Source organism: Paenibacillus rubinfantis (assembly GCF_001486505.1).
Taxonomy (GTDB): domain Bacteria; phylum Bacillota; class Bacilli; order Paenibacillales; family Paenibacillaceae; genus Fontibacillus; species Fontibacillus rubinfantis.
Genome location: NZ_LN909061.1, coordinates 59,096 through 76,009, shown reverse-complemented (window position 1 = coordinate 76,009; position 16,914 = coordinate 59,096). Strand labels below are relative to the sequence as shown.

The 16,914-nt window shown below is 54.0% G+C and carries 13 protein-coding genes; 1 reads left to right on the top strand and 12 read right to left on the bottom strand.

Annotated elements, in window-relative coordinates:
- The first annotated feature begins 13 nt into the window (after nucleotides 1-13).
- A complete protein-coding gene (locus BN3277_RS02845) occupies nucleotides 14-601 on the top strand; it encodes a response regulator transcription factor (protein ID WP_059040795.1) in 588 nt (195 codons plus the stop codon).
- Here the strand turns inward: BN3277_RS02845 and BN3277_RS02840 are convergent.
- The 12 genes from BN3277_RS02840 to BN3277_RS02790 all read right to left on the bottom strand — a co-directional run bounded on the left by BN3277_RS02840 (nucleotide 588) and on the right by BN3277_RS02790 (nucleotide 16,884).
- Entirely contained in the window at nucleotides 588-2,057 is a 1,470-nt protein-coding gene (locus tag BN3277_RS02840) for a sensor histidine kinase (RefSeq protein ID WP_059040794.1), read from the bottom strand. The genes BN3277_RS02845 and BN3277_RS02840 overlap by 14 nt on opposite strands.
- A gap of 230 nt (nucleotides 2,058-2,287) precedes the next feature.
- Nucleotides 2,288-4,372, bottom strand: a complete 2,085-nt coding sequence (locus BN3277_RS02835; RefSeq protein WP_059040793.1) for a beta-galactosidase — start codon at nucleotides 4,370-4,372, stop codon at nucleotides 2,288-2,290.
- A gap of 518 nt (nucleotides 4,373-4,890) precedes the next feature.
- A complete protein-coding gene (locus BN3277_RS02830) occupies nucleotides 4,891-6,483 on the bottom strand; it encodes an ABC transporter substrate-binding protein (protein WP_059040792.1) in 1,593 nt (530 codons plus the stop codon).
- 121 nt (nucleotides 6,484-6,604) lie between these two features.
- Nucleotides 6,605-7,519 (bottom strand): carbohydrate ABC transporter permease, encoded by a 915-nt coding sequence (locus tag BN3277_RS02825; protein ID WP_059040887.1) that lies wholly within the window; start codon nucleotides 7,517-7,519, stop codon nucleotides 6,605-6,607.
- Nucleotides 7,520-7,600: 81 nt separating this feature from the next.
- Nucleotides 7,601-8,521 carry an ABC transporter permease gene (locus tag BN3277_RS02820; RefSeq protein ID WP_059040791.1) on the bottom strand — a complete coding sequence of 307 codons (921 nt, stop codon included), beginning with the start codon at nucleotides 8,519-8,521 and terminating at the stop codon, nucleotides 7,601-7,603.
- A 532-nt stretch (nucleotides 8,522-9,053) separates the two neighbouring features.
- A complete protein-coding gene (locus BN3277_RS02815) occupies nucleotides 9,054-10,628 on the bottom strand; it encodes a response regulator (RefSeq protein WP_059040790.1) in 1,575 nt (524 codons plus the stop codon).
- 136 nt (nucleotides 10,629-10,764) lie between these two features.
- Nucleotides 10,765-12,480, bottom strand: a complete 1,716-nt coding sequence (locus BN3277_RS02810) for a sensor histidine kinase (protein WP_059040789.1) — start codon at nucleotides 12,478-12,480, stop codon at nucleotides 10,765-10,767.
- 157 nt (nucleotides 12,481-12,637) lie between these two features.
- Nucleotides 12,638-12,811 carry a hypothetical protein gene (locus BN3277_RS25695; RefSeq protein WP_178018730.1) on the bottom strand — a complete coding sequence of 58 codons (174 nt, stop codon included), beginning with the start codon at nucleotides 12,809-12,811 and terminating at the stop codon, nucleotides 12,638-12,640.
- A gap of 96 nt (nucleotides 12,812-12,907) precedes the next feature.
- On the bottom strand, nucleotides 12,908-13,549 hold the full coding sequence (locus tag BN3277_RS02805) for a glycerol-3-phosphate acyltransferase (RefSeq protein ID WP_059040788.1): 642 nt from the start codon (nucleotides 13,547-13,549) through the stop codon (nucleotides 12,908-12,910).
- Nucleotides 13,546-14,640 (bottom strand): glycosyltransferase, encoded by a 1,095-nt coding sequence (locus BN3277_RS02800; RefSeq protein ID WP_059040787.1) that lies wholly within the window; start codon nucleotides 14,638-14,640, stop codon nucleotides 13,546-13,548. The genes BN3277_RS02805 and BN3277_RS02800 overlap by 4 nt, the downstream gene beginning before the upstream one ends.
- Before the next feature lie 182 nt (nucleotides 14,641-14,822).
- Nucleotides 14,823-15,773 (bottom strand): MTP-1 family protein, encoded by a 951-nt coding sequence (locus tag BN3277_RS02795; protein ID WP_059040786.1) that lies wholly within the window; start codon nucleotides 15,771-15,773, stop codon nucleotides 14,823-14,825.
- A 16-nt stretch (nucleotides 15,774-15,789) separates the two neighbouring features.
- The gene (locus tag BN3277_RS02790) at nucleotides 15,790-16,884 is read right to left on the bottom strand and encodes a glycoside hydrolase family 130 protein (RefSeq protein ID WP_059040785.1); all 1,095 of its coding nucleotides are present in this window, start codon (nucleotides 16,882-16,884) and stop codon (nucleotides 15,790-15,792) included.
- Nucleotides 16,885-16,914 lie beyond the last annotated feature (30 nt).

Here is a 16,914-nt window from a genome sequence, read left to right as displayed (position 1 = left end):
AGGAGGCTGGGAAATGGAGCCGATCCGTGTCATGCTGGTGGAAGACGATCCGTTCTGGAGGGATCATATCAGTGCGGATTTAAGCGATGAGCCAGACATTGAGGTGGTTGCCGTGACGGCCACGAAGGAAGAAGCGCTCGAAGCCGCGAGTCGGCGGAAGATCGACGTGGTGCTGATGGACATCAACTTGACAGGCAACCAGCTGGATGGCCTTGAAGCGGCGGAGCGAATATTGTGGCTTCCCTTGCAGGATTCGGTAAAGGTCATTATGTTAACTTCAATCACCGAAGCGGAAGTGATCCTAAAATCGTTTCGTCTCGGTGCCATCAATTACATTAACAAAGCGAGTTATCAGGATATTTTGCAGGCGATTCGCGAAGCCCAAACCGGGCGGTCCTCGATCCATTCAGACGCCGCAGGGATTATGCGCAGCGAAATGCAACTGATGGAGCTAACGCCAACGGAACGCGAGGTGTTCGACCTGCGCAAGACCGGTCTCAGTAAACGGGAGATTTCCGAGCGTCTGCATAAATCGACGAATACGATCAAATCCCAGCTGCGCAGCATCAAAAATAAATTAACGCAATTTAAGATGGATTAGCCCGATCGGCCCAGGCCCTCAATTTGCTGGCCGCCTTCAGTCTGCGGGACGGATTTGTTGGCCGATAGCGAACCAACGGGAAGTGAAGAATGAACGTGGTCCCCTTTCCGGGTTCGCTGGTAACGGTCAGCTTGCCTCCATGCTTGCTGAGAACACTGGAGCAATAGGATAAGCCCAGCCCATAGTTTAAGGCGTTCTTCTTCGTCGTAAAAAAGGGCTCAAAGATCTTGGACATGTACTCATGCGGGATCCCGTTCCCCGTATCGCTAACCTCAATCCGGAAATCCCGGCGCGTTACAGCGGAACGGAGAGTGATCGCACCGCCGGAGGGCATGGCATCCAAGGCGTTGCGAATCAGATTCGATAACGTCTCGCTGACGTGTACCGCATCGCAGATCAACCGTCCATCGGCTTCATACTCGGAGGACAGGGTTACCGGACGATTCTCCACCAGCGTTGCTGCTGAGCGGATCACGGAGTCGATCAGCGACCCCACCTCGAGTTCCCCCTCATCTAGGACAATATCCTCCGCTTTATCTTTTATGCGATTCACCATGTGCAGCAAATGACGGGTTAATCCATGAACCTGCTCAATCGTATGGGCGGCTTTCCCGGTATGTCCCGATTGCAGCAACGCGCTGCATTTTTCCGCCAAGTAGTCGATTTTCTGGATCTCATTTTTGATCGTATGGTTCAGAATCGATACCCCCATCGTCAGCGTGCGGATGGAATAGTCCAAACGCTCCCGTTCGATGCGCAGCTTAATACCCAGAAACCCGTATCGCACCGTGTAGAACAGAATAACTGCCACCGCGCCTAAGATCACGATCACATTGCCATGCCACATGCCATTGCTATCGAGTTCAAGACTCCACCACCCCAGCTTCAGGGATTCGAATCCAAGGTAATCACTGGTATATGCCCAACACATAATGAGCGGAAACACCAGAGTTCTTCTCCGGACCCGCCGCAGCTGCGGATCCCTTTCACGGGCATATGCACGGTAATAGAAGTAGCAGCCCAGAAGAACGTAGATCCCGTCCCAATATCGAAAACGCTCCACCTCGAACGAATTCCATGGTTCAAGTCGCAAATGCGTGACAAGCAAGGCCATCGCGCCGACAAAACCCAGGAAAGACAGCCCCTGTTTTAACCGGGTTCTCATCGATTCGTTTAGCCATAGGCCGCCCATAAAGAACGCAAAGGGAAGGAGATAGAAATGGATGTTCATGGCCACCACAGTGGACAAGTAAAGCATGCGACTGACACTTTCAGGCAGCCACTCGGCCCCCTTAAACACGGGCATAATGGTGAGGTGCATTGCAAAAGCGTAACTGGCGGCTCCGCCAAGCAGCATCGTTAAGGCAATCCAAAGATTACTTCTTCTGCGGTGAAACAGAAAAATGAGGCCCAATGACCAAAGCGACACAAACATCAGAATATACAAAAATTTCATGCACCCAAAACTCCTTCACCCCGAATACAAATTTACTATTATTTTATATTCTTCTACGGATTCCCTATGAAATTAATTAATTCCTGCTATCCTTTGGGTTATTTTTTGTTGGCGTAGAGCATGTCCATAAGGCAAAAAAAAGACTCACTTCTACTCTACAAACAAGCAGAAGTGAATCTCTTCATTCCAGAAACTACACATCCATGCCATGGATAAAGGGCTTCATCGGTTTATGCCTCACGTTTCAAAATCGCGATCCCGTTGACCGGCAGCTCGATCGTGCTGCCCACCGCCCGGCCGGTTTCAGCATCGGTGTAGCTGCGGCGGTCGAGCTCGACGCGAGCGGCGCGGCCGGAGAAGTTCTGCACGAAGACGAATTCGTGCTGACCGTCCGTCCGCAGCTGTGCGGTGACGCCGGCCGGTAAGTCGGCCTCCAACGCGCGGCGAACGCCGGCTTCCTGCACTAGCTTACCGTAGAGCGTTTCGTAGAAGGCCGGATCGCTGACCCGGGCGGCCAAATAATACGCTTTGCCTTGGCCCAGCTCGTTTACCGTCAAGGCCGGCTTCCCTGCGTAAAAATCGTCACGGTAAACGCCTATCACCTTGGAGCCTTCGGCATGAATATGCTCGCACAGCTCATGAATCTCATACGTCCCGCTGAAGCCCAGCGGATTCCCGTCTTCCAGAATCAACGCGTTGCGGTCATGGTCATGCAGGCCGTCGATTTCCTCGGCCCAAACGCCCACCGCCTTGCGCAGCGGTCCCGGGAAACCGGTGAGGTGGCACAGATCGTTCTCGTCGACGATGCCCGACCAATACGTGACGAACAGGGTACCGCCGTCCTTCACGAACTGCTCCATCTTGGCTCCGGTTTCCTCGCGTAACAGGTAAGCCATCGGTACGACCAGCAGCTTGTAGCCGTTAAAATCGTCAAATGAGCCGATAATGTCCGTCGGTACGCCCAGCTCCCACAACGCGTGGTATTGCTGCATGACGGTCTCTTCGTAATGGATGCCTTTGTTGCGCGGCCCCTGCGCATCATTGATCGCCCAACGGTTATCCCAATCAAACAGGATCGCCGCTTCGGCCGGAACGGTCGTCCCCACAACCTCCGTCAAGCCGGACAACGTGCGGCCAAGCGCGGCAACATCCTCGAACACGCGCGTATGCTCATGCCCGACATGGTCGATGACCGCGCCGTGGAATTTTTCGCTGGAGCCGCGGCTTTTGCGCCATTGGAAATATTGTACCGTGTCGGAGCCGTGGGCCACCGCCTGCAGCGAGGACAGCTTGTGCATGCCCGGGCGCTTCAGCTTGCTGACCGGCTGCCAGTTGGTGAGCGACGGCGTACTTTCCATCAGCATAAACGGTTTTTGCTTCAGCGAGCGGAACAAATCATGGTTAAAGGCAAACCAGGACCCCACGCCGGCGTCGGAATCCGCCTCATGCCACATCGGGTAGGCATCCCAGGAAATGACGTCCACGACCTTGGCAAACTCGCGGTAATCCAGCCCGTAGAACAAGTCCATCATGTTCACCGTACACGGCAGTTCTGGGTTGATTTGCTTAAGCGGCTGGATCTCATGCTTGTAGAAATCAATCGTCTGGTCGGACACGAACCGGCGCCAGTCCAAATTCTGTCCATGCACCATCATCTCGCCGTGTGGCGCCGGAGATTCCACCTGCGACCAGGACGTGTACGTGTGGCTCCAGAAGTTGGTCCACCAGGCGCGGTTCAGCGCATCCAGTGATCCGTACTTCCGCTTCAGCCAGGCGCGGAAGGCGTCCTGGCAGTAGTCGCAATGGCACTCTCCGCCGTATTCGTTGGACACATGCCAGCCGATCACTGCCGGATGGCTGGAGTAGCGCTCCGCCAGTTGGGTGTTCATTTGCGTTACTTTTTCCCGATAGACCGGGGAGGTAAAGCAGTGATTATGACGCATGCCGTGCAGGTTGCGCACCCGGTTCTTCTCAACGCGCAGCACCTCCGGATACTTCTCCGACATCCAGGCCGGCCGAGCTCCGCTTGGCGTTGCTAACCAGGCGTAAATGCCGTTCACGGCAAACGTGTCTAGCACGCGGTCCAGCCACTCGAAGCGGTAAACTCCCTCTTCTGGCTCCAGCGAAGCCCAGGAGAAGATGCCGATCGCCATCACATTGCAGTGGGCCAGCTTCATCAGCCGAATATCTTCGGCCAGCACCTGCGGATCGTGTAGCCATTGGTCGGGATTATAGTCGGCACCGTGCATGAAGACTGGCAATTTGTCGCTGATAGGCGGGTATTTCATCGGTTTTGGTGTTGAGTTTCTACTCATCAGAATATCTCCTCTCCGTTTCTGATCTGTATGACTTTAGTGGAACTACGTCTTTCGGGGGGCACTGCATCTCCCAGGGGAACTGCATCTCACAGGGGAACTACATCTCCCAAGGGAACTATACCTCCTGAGCGGAACTGTATTTCTCGGGCTGAAGGTCTCTCCCGGGCCGAACCTTATCTCCCGAAATGCAAAAGTGCAGTTGATATCGAGCAAGTGCCCTACTTACATCCGCTTAACTGCAAAAGTGCAGTTGATTTCCGGTCAAATGCCCCAATTGCGGCTGCTCAACTGCAAAAGTGCAGTTTATTTCCGGGCAAACAGCCCTTTTAACCTCAAACGTCACCTACCAGCTGTACAATTGCATTTCACACGCTGATATCAGGGGATTTTCTCAAATTCAAATGTACTTTTACAGTTCGACACTCTCCCCAACGGTCCTTCCTCCAAACATCCTTCGACGTTGCCATGAATGAAAAAGAGGGGACCGGCGTCCCCTCCTTTCACCCCCCGCCTGCTTATTGGGCTTGTGCGGCAAGGAATGCGTCGATTTGGCTCTGCAGCTCTTGTTGAATTTTATCCAGACCGGCCGCTTGCAGCTGTTTGTTCAGGTCGGCTTGACCTTTCTCCAGGTCTTTAATCAGGCCGTATTCCAGCGGAATTGCGTAACGCAGCATGACGTTGCCAACGTTCGCCACTTCGTTCTTCACTTTGGAATCGTCAAACACGAAGGTTTCCAACGGGAAGTGGTACACTTTCGACTGCCAGTCGGCCAGCATTTGGTTGCCTTCTTCCGGATAGGAAGAGTCGGTACGGTTCAGCAGCGAGTTCCAGCCCCATACGGAGTAGCCCGACAGGTTGTAGTTGTTGAAGCTTGGGCCTGGGCTGTACTTGTCGTCGCCAATCGGCTCATAGTGCTTGCCGGCGATGCCGTACATCGTCAAGTCGTGGATTTCCTTGTCGTTTTGCAGCAAGTCGATCAGCATCAGCGAACGTTCCACGTTTTTGGAAGTCGCATGAATCGCCATCCCGTTTTGTGTGGAAATGGCCCCGATTTTCTTCTTATCCGGCGTCAAGTCAGCTACGGTGACTTCCATTTCCGGCTTGTCGCGGCGGATTTCGCCAACGTTGCTCGAGATCGTCCCCAGGTTTTGCGCATAAGAGGAGGTTTTCCCGGCTTTGATGTCTTGGAAGACGTCGTTTTTGTTGCTTACGATGTTCTTGGACCAGCCATTGTTGTCGGCCAAATCCTTATAATACTTAACCAGTTCGGTGAATTCCGGCGTATCGTAGACGTTAAACACTTTCCCCGATGCATCGTCCAATTTGTAGGCCAGCGGGAAGTTGTAATCCACCAGGTTCCATTCGTTTTGCTGCTCCAGCAAAATTTGATCCAGCTCATGCCATTTCCAGCCATCGGCCGGTTTCGCTCCAAAAGGATTGATCCCTTTCTCACCCGCCCCAATCGCTTTCAAATAAGCGGCATAGGTTTCCGGGCTGTTGACCGGCTCGAGGTTATATTTCTTGCGCAGGTCTTCGCGAACCAAGACAACCTTGTCGGTCACTTCCTGGTTGTTGTTTGGCACCATATACTGCTTGCCGTTCACCTTGGATTGATCCCAAGAGGCTTGCGGCATGGCTTCCCAAGTCATTGGAGCGTATTTCTGCAGCATCTCGTCGGTCAGCTCCAGGAACCCTCCTTTGAGCACCTGGTCATTGTAAAAAGCCCAGTTCGCGGTGTAAGCGATGTCAAAGTCCTCATTGGCGGCAAATTTCAGCGGATATTTCTGGGTCCAGTCGGCCCAATCCAGAAACTCGGTTTCAACTGTTGCGTTGATTTTCTCTTTCAACAGCTTGTTGAGCTCGCCGTATACTTCATCATAATCCGCCGGTTTGCTGCCGATCATCAGCAGCTTCAGCGTCACTTCCTGGGACGTATCGACGGTCCCTTCCGTTGCTGCGGTATTGGTCTCCGCATTGGTAGGAGCCGCCGTGTTCGGAGTGTTGCTGCTGCTCGCGTTATTGTTCCCGCCGCCGCCGCAAGCGGACAGCAAGGTCGTTAACGCCAGTACCATAACCACAAGAAACGTTGCTTTCTTTTTCAGTTTCATGACGGATGTTCCCCCTAAAATTATGATAGATGAAAGCTTTGAATGAATGAGAGGTCAAAAGGTTCAGGTTATGATGATCCTTTTTAAACCTCCTCTATGTGATAACCGGGTTGCCCCGAGGTCATCCTTTCACAGCCCCAATCGTTAAGCCTTGCACAAAGTAACGTTGGATGAATGGATACGCGATCATGATCGGGCCGGTGGCCACGACCGTCATGGCCATCTTCAGGCTCTCCGTCGGGATATCCGAGGAGACAACGGCTCCCGCCGCCATCATCGCCTTACGCATGCCGTCCATGTTGCCAAGCAGGCGGTACAGGTAGTACTGCAGCGGCATCAGGTCGGAATTGGAGATAAACAACAGCGCGTTATACCAGTCGTTCCAGTAGCCTAGGGCGATAAATAACCCGATGGTGGCGAGCGCCGGCTTCGATAGCGGAATGACGAAACGCAGATAGATTTGGAAGTCGCCTGCCCCGTCGATTTTGGCCGACTCGATGATCGCTTCCGGGATGCTGCTCATAAATGATTTCATCACGATGATGTAAAACACGTTCATCAGCATCGGCAAAATCAGCACGATCAGCGTATCCTTCAGATCGAGATAGTTCACGATCAGCAGGTACCAAGGTACAAGCCCTCCGCTGAACAGCGTGGTGAAGAAGAAGAAGAACGAGAAGTGGCTGCGCCATTTAAAATCCTTACGCGCCAGCACATAAGCTGTCATCGAGGTGAGGAACAACCCGAACAGCGTGCCCAGCAAAGTGACGGAAATCGTAATGCCGTACGCCTTCAGCATTTCCTGCGGATACTTGAACAGGATGCCGTAGGCTTCCATGGAGAAAGCCGTCGGGATGAGCTGGAACCCGTTTTCAATAATTTTGCTCTCCTCCGTTAAGGAGGAGGAAATCACCAGGATAAAGGGGAAGAGACAAAAGACCGCCAGCAAAGTCAAAGCAATGTAGCCGATGATCTGCAGCAGCAGACGGTCGATCGATTTGTGTTTTAAGGCTTCCGGCTTCGCAGCCGGTTGCATGTTGGGAGCCATCATACTCATAAGCGTTAACCTCCACTCGTTTCAATCGTGTTGATTCCTCCGGATGCCGTTGCACGCCACTTAGAACAAAGCCCGGTCCTTGTCGTATTTGCGTACGGCATAGTTCGCCAGCATAATGGTCGCGAAACCCAGAATGGACTGGTAGAATCCCGCCGCGGCGGACATCCCGATCTCGTTCGAGGTCGTGAGCATCCGGAACACGAAGGTGTCGATGACATCGGTCGAGGAGAATAGCAAGCCGTTATTGCCAACCATGTTATAGAACATTCCGAAATCCCCGCGGAAAATATTCCCGATGGCCAGCAGCACTAAAATGATGACCGTCGGATAGAGGTTCGGAATCGTGATTTTGCGAATCCGTTGGAAAACATTGGCGCCGTCGATTTCGGCGGCTTCATACATCTCGGTATCAATGCTGGTGATGGCTGCCAGGTACATGATCGTCCCGTAGCCCAGCGTTTTCCACGCCGACACCACGATGAGGATGACTGGCCAATAGGCGGCCGTATTGTAAATATCAAGAGATTCCAAGCCGATCGCGTTCAGAAGCACGTTGATCGTACCGTAATCATAATTAAACAGGTTATAGGCGATCGCGCCAACGACAACCCAGGATATGAAGTAAGGTAAGAACATCACCGTTTGCGTAATTTTACGGAACCATTTGCCGGCGACCTCAAATAGCAGGATTGCTGCAAAAATCTGCACCGCATTGTTCACCACGATAAACGCAATGTTATACAAAGCCGTATTGCGAGTCACCCGCCAGGCGTCCCCGGAGTCGAAGAAAAACCGGAAATTGTCCAGCCCGTTCCAGGGGCTTCCGAACACCCCGCCCGTGTAGTTGTATTGTTTGAATGCCAGGACGATCCCCGCCATCGGCACGTAGGCAAATAGCAGGAAGAACAAGACGGCCGGCGTCAGCATCAGCAGCAGGACTTTATACTTCTTCACGTCGTTCCAAAATCCGCTACGTTTCATGTTTCGAACTCCCCTCTTGGTTGTCTCTATATCCCTCAGTATAGAGGAGAGCGCTTACTTGCGGGATTCAGCGAAACAACAAAAACTAATACAAATTCCACGATGACCCAAGATTAGACGCTGGTAATAGAAAGGACCCCGCCTACCGCTAAACAACGGAGAGACGAGGTCGGTGAAGTTGGGAGGACCCTCCCTGATTACTGGTCGCTGGATACTGGACACTGGTCACTAGACACCGGATAATAGTCAATGATTACTGGAACTGCTCACCGGACACCGGACAATGCTAACTTGCCACTGTTTGCTGGTAACCCCGAGCTGTAACGGACCTCAGCGACCTTATTTGCTCATTTCCCGTCCATTTCCCGAGCTAACGGACCCCAGAGTCCCTATTCGGCCCCCAAGCCAGCATTTGATAAAGAAAACCCGGAATAAGGCCTCCTCGGTCCGTTAAAAGTAGAGCGCGACCTGATCCAGGTCCGTAACGCCTCTCCTGTCCGTTAGCCCGCCGAGAATGCAATGACAACGCGGTTCAGATTTTGTGGGTTTTCCGGTACTCCCCGGGCGTCATCCCGGTCGCCAGCTTGAACTGCCGATTGAAGTAAATAATGTTCTTGTAGCCCATCCGCTCGGCGATCTCGTAGATTTTCAGCGTAGGGTCGGTCAGCAGCTCGCAGACGCGTTTGGTCTTGAGCTCGTTTAGGAAGTCGGTGAAATGACGGCCCGTTTCTTCTTTAAACAAATAGCCGAGATAGTTTGGCGTAAAATCGAAGTGAGCGGCGACATCCTTTAACGTCATTTTTTGCTCGAGATTGTTTTCGACATACACCATGATCTCCTGAATCAACTTGCGTTTCTGCTTCTGCTTCTTCACGTACAACAGCTCGGACAATTCGAAGAACCGCTTCCGCAGCCAGGACGTAATATCATGGATCGTCTCGAATTGGAACAGCAGCACGGGTTGGTGTGAATCCCATTTCAGCAGCTCGTACAGGTTCTCGTTAATTTCGCGCAGATCGGCATGCAGTTGGGTGGTGATGCGGATGATTAAATCGTAAACATCGTTTTTTTGCGCCAGCGGGGAACCTTGGTAGAACAGCTCCAGCAAGCAGTCGTCGATCGTGACGAGGTCATATTGCAAAATCGCCTTCAGCATCCGTTCAAGGATCTCGTCCGTCCGGGCCCCGGCAAACCGACTCTCGCCCGGGTGTACACGGCTCTCGCGGATCAGCCGGTCCTTCCCGACCAGCCACTTGGCGCTGAGCGCCGCCTGAGCTTGACGATAAGAGGCCCGCAGCTCCTCTTCATCCCGCGCGAAGCCTCCGACCCCCACCGTCACGGAGAACGGGGAGATGCCCCGCACCGCCCGAATTAACTCCTCCAGCAGTTCTAGAAACGCCGTTTCCGGTACGGACGCCAGCAGAACAAACCGCGTCGGTTGACTGACGATAAACGTACCGAGCTTCATTTCCGCCGCAAAGTGCCGAATGAACGCCATCACCTTCTGAATTTGCTTGCGCCGCTCCTCCTCCGGCATATCGCCGGTCTTCCACTCCAGGTCGTCGATCTCGATGAGCGCCGCCGCCGTTCCCGTTTTGAAGAGCGCCTGTAAAAAGCCGCGGATATGCCCCTCCACCTGCTCCGGAGAGATCTCGTTTAGCCAGCGCAGCAGCAACTCCTCGTTCACGAGCGTAAGCGCCTCCGTAAACGTACGGTCCTGATCCCGCTCCCGTTCAATTGCGGCGCACAGCTCGCCGAGCATTTTATATAGCTCCTGATCTTCCACGGGCTTCAGCAAATAAGCCGAAGCGCTGAGTTTAATCGCCTCTTTGGCGTACTCAAAATCCTCGTGCCCGCTGATGAACGCGATTTTTACATTGGGATGAATCTCCTTGGCCTTGCGGGCAAACTCGATTCCCGACATAATCGGCATGCGGATATCGGACAGGATCAGGTCGATCCGCTCCTGCTCCATCGCTTTGAGCGCGTTAAAGCCGTTATTGGCGGTCGCCGCCACCCGGAGGTTCAGCCCGCTTCCCAGCACCCTGCGGCGCAGCCACTCGAGATCGACCGCCTCGTCATCGACAAGTAATACGTTGATATTCATGGCCGTCATTCCTTCTGGTTAGTTTTGCTCCTTAATTCGAGCATACTTGTCGTTCTTTGCCCTGAACATAGCGGTTTGCAATGAAAACCTATACAAAATCACCGATCGGATCTCTCGAATCCACCGAATCCTCCGATTATTCCAGGGACGGAAGCTCACCGGGGTTCGCCGGAAGGACGATTTGGACCGTCGTCCCGCCGCCGTAAATGCTGGCGATGCGAATCCCGTACTTGTCGCCGTAGCGGAGCTTGATCCGCTCATTGACGTTCTTCACCCCGTACCCGCCGGATGGGGTTGGACCGATCAGCAGCCGCTGCACCGTCTCCGACCGCATTCCGATGCCGTTATCGATCACTTTCAACTCCATGTTATCGCCCTGCCGTTTCCCGGTAATAACGATCGCAATCGATTCGCCAAACCAGGCATGCTTAAATGTATTTTCCACAAAAGGCTGTAAAATCAGCTTCATCACCTGCACCTGCAGCAGCTCGGGATCCACATCCATGTAGACGGAAAAAGCGCCGGCGTACTTCACCCGCTGGATGTCCAGGTAAGTCTCCACCTGCATCAGCTCGTTCTCTAGCGGCGTAAATACGTTGCCTTGATTCAGGGTCAATCGGTAAAACCGCGATAACCCCTGGACCATATCCGTCACCTTAGCCGTTTCGCCGAGGTTGGCCAGGCTGCTGATCGTCGACAGCGTATTGTATAAGAAATGCGGGTTGATCTGCGCCTGAAGCGCCTCCAGCTCCGCTTGTTTCTTCTGGATCCCCTGCACATACACGCTATTGATCAGCCCCTGAATATTCGCGGCCATCACGTTAAAGGCATCGGCGATATGCACAAATTCGTCGTTGCCCGAGAAGCGAATCCGCTTCTGGAAGTTCCCTTCCTGAAACGAGCGGACGAGCCAGACGATCCGTTTCATCTTGCGGCCGGACAATCGGGCCACGATGTAGCCGATAAACGCCATGCCGATGAAGCTGATCCCGCATACGGTAAAAATTACACGCTGCAGCCTCCCGGCATCCTTGGTCAGGTACGCTTCAGGAACCAGCGCTTCAATGACGAAATCAGAGCCGGGAATCGGTTCATGCAAGCTCAAATAGTCGTCATGCTGGGCCCCCATTTCGGCGTTGCCCCGCTGATAGAGCAAGGCACCGTCCGAAGCCGTGTCAATCAGGCGCACCGTAATTCCTTGTTCAACGGGGAAGGTGGAGAAGTCGCCGAATAAATCGTCCAGGGAAGCGGTAATGCGGACGTACCCGATCACGGTCATGTTGCCGCTGTACGACACCAGACGGCGGATGTGCGAAATATTTCCGAGCCGCTGGTCGGTATCGATCTGCAGCCAGATGTTGTCCCGTTCCGAATCCTTGAACTCCTTATACCAGGCGCTGTCCTTAATGTCTTCGAACGGCAGGATGTAATAATCGCTGTCCATGATCGGCTCTTCCAAATTATCGCCCGACACGATGTTCAGCTCGCTGTTCAGCGTGTACAACATCAGCCGGATATCGTTGCCGAACAGCTTGAGCGGCGCGGTGATTTCCGGGACGATCTCGTCAAGCATCACTAAATAAATGTCATAGGGCTCACCCTTGGCCTGCAGTGCCCGCTGAAACGCCAGGTCGCTGAATAGGGTGTCTGACATGCGCTGGACTTCGTCCATCTGATAGCGGATATTGTTCCGGGCCTGCTCCATGCCGGTGCGGATGTTGGTTTCGGCCATCTCTGTCCGGGACTGAATCAGCATCGTATACGAGACATAGCCGATGATCGCGTCCGTTAGCAGAACCAGCAGCAGATAGGGAACCAGCATTTTGTAGGTGAAGGGAATGTATTTTTTCATCGGTCCCAGGCTTCCTCATGAATGAAATTAAATCGCTTACACGATTTCACATCTCCATCATATCGGCCCTTGTCCGGAAAATAAACAGCAAAAAAAGAAAACCAACCCGGTCGACGGCCTCCTCTTGGCCAACCCGAATTGGTTTATGGGGTGTTTCTTACAATACTTCCGCGTTCTTTACGGCATGTTCCCAGCTGGGAAAATAAAACAAAGCGTTGCGCATCAACTCCGGATCGTTCTGCTTAACCTGCTTCTTGCTAAGCGAAACGCCTTCACTCTGCAACCGTTTGATGCGGCGGACAACTTCATCCGCTCCAAGAGTAGCATCCATACAGCTTTGCTCCTTCCGTATCAAGTTGCTACTAGGTTTTCTATGTTTTATCCAATATATACCCTAATTTCTAATTAATTTCCATTCACTTCACAATCACAACGTAACGCCATCGCCGGAACGGGGGAGCTTACCACTCTTTCCCGTCAGGAAGACTCGAATCGCCTGCCGATTGGCATACGCCAAGACCATCAGGTTCACCAGCCACACGCCCCATATGGCGGGAGGATCGCCGGCAGCCAGAAGGTAAATCGATAACAACACCATGCCAATCACGACCTGAAAGCCGTCGGCCTCCCGAGACGCGTATTTCCCCTTCTTATAAAAGGTAAATCCGGCGAGTAATGCCGCTAAGATTACCGCATAAACCAAAGCCGCCTCAAATCGGGTTAACGCGCTCCAAACGCCGAAAGTTACCGCAATGGCCTTACCTCCCTTGAATTTCAGGAAAGGCGAAAAGGCGTGGCCCAGAATCGGCGCGGCGGCGACGATCGTCATCCCGTAATCCCGTCCCAGCGTTCCCGATTCGATCAAAATTGCCAGCGGCACATATCCCTTCAGGAAATCCAATGCGATGCCTGCCAGCCCCCAGCGGTAACCGGCGGCGCGCCACAAATTAAATGCCCCCGGATTGCCGTCCCCGACGCGTTTCAAATCTTTCCGGGCCAACTTGCCCAGCCAATAGGAAAACATCAACGCCCCGCAGAGAAACTCCGCAACCGCCAGCCATAGAATCATCGGTCTCCCCTGCTTCCTACCTGCACATCCCGGCCTTTCCAGGTGACCGATCCGCGGAACGCCACCTGATAGGCCGAGTATAGCAGCACCAGCAGAAAGAATAGCGTAGACACCACGTGAAGCAAGGGCATGAATTTACCGAATTTCCCGACATATCGCACGAGAAAATAAAGCTGCGCCGCAAATGCCAAATAACCAAGCAGGAGCGGATAGGCCCAAGGCGTGCCCCAAAGGAACAGCGCCCCTTCGGAGACGATCAGCCCGATCAGCCAGGCGGCCACGAATAGCGTGGTTGCCGGTCGCAGCTTGGCCGTGCTCAGCACCGCGCCTTTGCCGAACCCCTCCAGCTCGCTGCGAATCCCGTTCGGATACATGCGGAAGGAGACGAGGCCGCTGCCGAGGAAATTGCTAACGGGGATCCCCGCCGCCCGGAACTTGGCGCCAAGGTTCAAATCGTCCAGCAGCTCCGAACGGATGCTGTCATGCCCTTGGACCGCCTCGTAATCGCGGCGCGTCGTCACGATGCAGGAGCCGTATAACCCCTTGTGCGGGCTGTTTTGCTCAAACGGCGATGTAAATGCGAATACGCCCAGGACGTTGGTAATCAACGCCAGGCGTTCATAGAACTTCTCCGTGACATGAAAAGGCACCGCCGACACGACGCCGCCCGCTTTGGCCCGGGCCTGCAGCAGCGACTCCAGTGCCCGGGGGGCCAAGCGGATGTCGGCATCCAGGAAGGCGATCACATCGCCGTTTGATTGCTGGTATCCGTTCCAAACCGCCCACGTTTTCCCCGTCCAGCCGGGAGGCAGGGCTTCATTCCGAATCACTTTAACCCCGTAACTCGCAGCAACCTCATAGGTCTCATCCTCGGAAAAATCGTCCACCACGATAATCTCATAGGGTGGATAGGTTTGCTCCTGCAGTGAACCCAGCAGCTGCGGCAGATTGCCCGCTTCGTTCCTCGCCGGAATGATCACCGACACCTTCTCGCCTCGGGGAGAAGGCGTTACTCGTTCGGGAAGCACAACCCTGCGAAACAATATCCATCCCGCAATCCATCCGATTGCCAATACGATCCAAACTCCCATCGCTGCCCCACCTCTCCGCTTACCGCAAATAAAGTGAAATCACGTATATGAGTATTCTATGTTCGTAATAGCGTAGATGTACAAGAAAGTAGAAGAGACTACCGCTAGTGTAGTCGACAATTCCGGATTTTTCAACGGGAAAACCAAAGCCCCTCTCATCTCTGAGAGGGGCTTTGAATCCATCAATCCTCAAGCTTCGCAAATGGATCATCAATGTTCAAAACCTGCGCTTCGGCATCGCTGATACCCGCATACAGCTTGGCTTTGCCGCCGCCTTGGCGGACAAGCCCGCCGCTGAACACGACGTCGGCAAGATCCGGCCGCTTGGACGGGCCCGGCAGAAAATCGGAGCGCTCAGCGATAATCTCCATATCGGAGTATTGACCGGTCGCCGGATCGTAACCGAAGGCCATCGGATAATAATGGCGATCGCCCTGAGCATCGAAACGGGCGATATGACCCAGTACACCCAGCTTCCCGTTGGCCAACAGGTGGATTTCGTTGCAACCGCCCCATTCCTCGTCCAGGAATTGATCCAGCAGTGGCGCTTCCTGCACAGCCTCGATTGAAAGCTCCTCAAGCCGACTGACTTGGGCGAACCCGATTTTCCCCCGGCCGCCTTTACCCCCCTGGGGGCGAGTGAAAATCCCCACACTGCCGTCGGACAATTCAACGAGCCGCAAATCCTTCATTTGATCCGGGCCTTGAAAAAACGGCGTTAACCCGTTTAAACTCGTCCCCTTATAGAACACCGTTCGCCAGTTGAGATCCCCTACTCTTTGCGGATGAGGAAACGTCTGAACTCCGCCAAACACCAGCTCTCCGCCAATTCTTGTGAAGAACGGGTCCTGCAGCGCAAACACCGGCGCCTTCTCACGGCGCACCCAACGGTCGCCCCGGTGGACGAAAAACCAAATTTCCGATTCCTCACTGTCCCGGCGCTCGACACGACCGGCAATTACCGGTTCTCCGTCATCCTCGAAGGGAGCTGAAATATTATAAACATCCCGCTCACCCACACCCTCAAACACCAGCTTGACGGCTTCGCTGGCTTTGTTTGATTTTGGCTTGCTGCGATAGTTTTCTACCAGCTTCTCGCACGACAGGACGCCGTTATTCTGCAATTCTGCCATCGTGATCTCCCTTCCGTTAGGCGATTGGCTTCAAGGCTTCCAACAGCTGCGGGAGGCGGAAACTCGCGCAGGCTATCGAGTCGTCCGACGCCCCGTAATACATCATCACTTGCTCTCCTCTTAAGACCGCTCCGCAGGCAAAGATCACACTGTGGAAAAATCCGCTCGTCTCATATTCGGCTTCTGGCACGATGAGCGGCTCCTCCATGCGGGCGAGGATGCGCCCCGGATCCTGCAGGTCCAGCAGAGCGGCCCCCATGCAATAGCGATGCGACCGGTCCGCGCCATGATACAGAATCAGCCAACCGGCCTCGGTTTGAATCGGCACGCAGCCGGCGCCGATACGGGCCCCGTCCCATTTGCCTTCGCGCAGCCCCATCAGGAAGCGATGATTTCCCCAGTGCTCCAGGTCCGGCGATTCCGCCAGCCAGATTTCCGGCTGGCCAATACCCTCCGGCACAGGGCGGTGAAGCATATAATATTTCCCGTCAATCTCCGCAGGAAATAATGCGACATCTTTATTGGTCGGGGCTAGAATCAACCCTTCCCGGCGGAACGAAGCGAAGTCGGCAGTCGTCAATCGACCGACGGCCACGCCCTTCTCCGAAACCGCACTATAAGCAATATGATAACGATCCCCCAATCGGGTGATCCGCGGATCTTCAATTCCCCAGCGCTCGAGCGGGTCGGTCGGCCAGATGCTTGGCTTCTCCTCGACTGTAAATGTGAGTCCGTCCTGACTGCGCGCCACCCGGAAATGGGAAATCGTGGTTAAATAGACGGTCCCTCCCTCCCGATCCCGAATGACCCGGGGATCGGAGAAGTCGAGATTCGGGTCGTCCTTGTCGACCTTCTCGATTTGTACGGCCGGCTCCGAAACTGAATTTGGTACCTTCACGTCTAGCACCGGAACTAGCACATGGCGTGGATCGTTCTGGCGAGGGCATTCCGCCACCCGCAGCAGCAGGATCACTTCCCCTTGGTATTCGGCTACGCCAGCGTTAAATACGCCGAGCACCTCCCAGTCCGGGAAAGATGGCTTAACGTCCTTCGGTGTAATTAACGGATTGTTCACGGCGCGTTCGATCTCTATTTTCTGCAACATCGTCATCTAGTAGTTCCTCCTATCCAAAGTTCGGAC

Bases quoted from the DNA above. Each gene is read 5' to 3' on its own strand.
- BN3277_RS02845 (WP_059040795.1), top strand. From the start codon at position 14: ATGGAGCCGATCCGTGTCATGCTGGTGGAAGACGATCCGTTCTGGAGG.
- BN3277_RS02840 (WP_059040794.1), bottom strand. From the start codon at position 2,057: ATGAAATTTTTGTATATTCTGATGTTTGTGTCGCTTTGGTCATTGGGC.
- BN3277_RS02835 (WP_059040793.1), bottom strand. From the start codon at position 4,372: ATGAGTAGAAACTCAACACCAAAACCGATGAAATACCCGCCTATCAGC.
- BN3277_RS02830 (WP_059040792.1), bottom strand. From the start codon at position 6,483: ATGAAACTGAAAAAGAAAGCAACGTTTCTTGTGGTTATGGTACTGGCG.
- BN3277_RS02825 (WP_059040887.1), bottom strand. From the start codon at position 7,519: ATGCAACCGGCTGCGAAGCCGGAAGCCTTAAAACACAAATCGATCGAC.
- BN3277_RS02820 (WP_059040791.1), bottom strand. From the start codon at position 8,521: ATGAAACGTAGCGGATTTTGGAACGACGTGAAGAAGTATAAAGTCCTG.
- BN3277_RS02815 (WP_059040790.1), bottom strand. From the start codon at position 10,628: ATGAATATCAACGTATTACTTGTCGATGACGAGGCGGTCGATCTCGAG.
- BN3277_RS02810 (WP_059040789.1), bottom strand. From the start codon at position 12,480: ATGAAAAAATACATTCCCTTCACCTACAAAATGCTGGTTCCCTATCTG.
- BN3277_RS25695 (WP_178018730.1), bottom strand. From the start codon at position 12,811: ATGGATGCTACTCTTGGAGCGGATGAAGTTGTCCGCCGCATCAAACGG.
- BN3277_RS02805 (WP_059040788.1), bottom strand. From the start codon at position 13,549: ATGATTCTATGGCTGGCGGTTGCGGAGTTTCTCTGCGGGGCGTTGATG.
- BN3277_RS02800 (WP_059040787.1), bottom strand. From the start codon at position 14,640: ATGGGAGTTTGGATCGTATTGGCAATCGGATGGATTGCGGGATGGATA.
- BN3277_RS02795 (WP_059040786.1), bottom strand. From the start codon at position 15,773: ATGGCAGAATTGCAGAATAACGGCGTCCTGTCGTGCGAGAAGCTGGTA.
- BN3277_RS02790 (WP_059040785.1), bottom strand. From the start codon at position 16,884: ATGACGATGTTGCAGAAAATAGAGATCGAACGCGCCGTGAACAATCCG.